1 protein-coding gene and 1 pseudogene are annotated in these 1653 nt (G+C 38.8%); both read right to left on the bottom strand.

Annotation, left to right across the window (positions count from 1 at the left end; all coding sequences use genetic code 11):
- Positions 1-11 precede the first annotated feature (11 nt).
- Positions 12-1106, bottom strand: coding sequence for a pyruvate kinase (locus V7659_RS28480; protein ID WP_335543422.1), 1095 nt, complete (start codon positions 1104-1106; stop codon positions 12-14).
- A gap of 82 nt (positions 1107-1188) precedes the next feature.
- Positions 1189-1653: pseudogene (locus V7659_RS28475) on the bottom strand (universal stress protein); the annotation flags it as partial.

The raw sequence follows: 1653 nt of genomic DNA, 5'->3' as shown, positions 1-1653 counted from the left end.
TTACAAATGTTTCACTGTCCTTTTTCTTTTTTATATAAACAAGTAATCGTATTATTCAACAATTTCAGCATATCCGCAAAGTCGAAAGGAGCTTCTTTCCTAACACATTCTGCAAACTGAGACACAAGCTTTAATGTTTCGATACTCTGAACGGGATAGTGTCCTGCAGCGCTTTCAGCAGATAACATGACAGCGTTCGTACCATCTAAAACGCTCTGAAAAACATCCATAACTTCCGCCCTTGTTGGTAGAGGATTATCCACCATTGATTGAAGCATCTGAGTAGCCGTAATGACATAAGTATCTAACCTGTTACATTCTCTAAGCATTGCTTTTTGCAAAAGTGGAATCCATTGGTAGGGAAGCTCCACACCTAGGTCACCCCGAGCAATCATCACGCCATCCGTTTCCTTACAGATTTCTTGAAAATTTTGGATTGCCTCAATGGTTTCAATTTTTGCTACCAATGTTGGAGTTTGTCCTTGTTCACCTTTAATGAAACTCCGTACTTCTTTGATATGGGATGCCCTGCGGACAAATGAGCATGCTATGAAATCAATCTCTTCTTTTAAAAGGAATTGAATATCCTTTTTATCTTTTTCGGTAATAGCAGGTAAACTTGTAACAACACCTGGTAGATTTACTCCTTTTCGGGAAGCTATTTCACCACCTGTTTTTACAGTAGTGTCAATTTTATCTTGATCAACATTCGTAACGATTAATTCAACTGCCCCATCGTTAATCAAAATTCTATTCTCTGGTTGAACATCTTTAATTAAATTTTCATAATCAACGCTTGCTTGTTTCTCGTTTCCTATTGTTTGATCAATATGAAGAGTAAAGGTCTGTCCCGGTTTAAGAATCACTTTTTCACCTTCGATTTTACCCAGTCGTATTTTTGGACCTTGAAGGTCACCTAACAATTTAATTTGATGCCCAGTCTCCTCGCTAAGTGATTTTATTAACCGAATAACGGTACTGTGGCTTTCATGGGTACCATGGGAAAAATTCAATCGGGCAATCGTCATACCATGCTTGATTAGTTCAGTGAGAACTGTTTTATCATTACTTGCAGGTCCAATTGTACAAACACGATCAATCGACATAGTATCACCTCAATTTGTTGGTTGAGATTATTGTGCCCAAAGCTTTGCTTTTATAAGGAACAACACTAACCTACTTTAGAAATCAGTGTTTCTCTTGATCAGCTACCACCAACACATCCATATGACGTACCTCTCTTAACAATCGTTGTGTAACAGAGCCTTTTATTATCTCTTCCCATCGGGAACGGGCAGATTGCCCAATAATGACTTGTGTTGTCTTTTTTTCATTCATGTGACTCACCAACTTCCTAAAGACTAGACGTCGGTCTGTTGTCTCATACAATTCAAATACTCCGCCGAGCCGATTCGTAAGTTGTTGAATTTTTGTTAATGTTTGCTCCTCTTCATCCGATAAGGGATGATGATCTTTCACATGAGCGACATACCAGAGGGCTTTTAAACGATAAGCAATACGAAACCCACGACGAATTAGCCTTTCACTATCAGGTCTCAAATTCGTACAACAAAAATCACTTCTTGCTGTCTCCAAGGTCCCCTTAATGTTCGTTTTCTCTCCCATGCCTCTAGTCGCTCATCTACATCATCT

It is taken from the genome of Neobacillus drentensis (assembly GCF_036966985.1).
GTDB lineage: Bacteria > Bacillota > Bacilli > Bacillales > Cytobacillaceae > Neobacillus > Neobacillus drentensis_E.
Note: the sequence above shows the minus strand (reverse complement) of the source record. Positions and strands in the feature narration are given on the sequence as shown.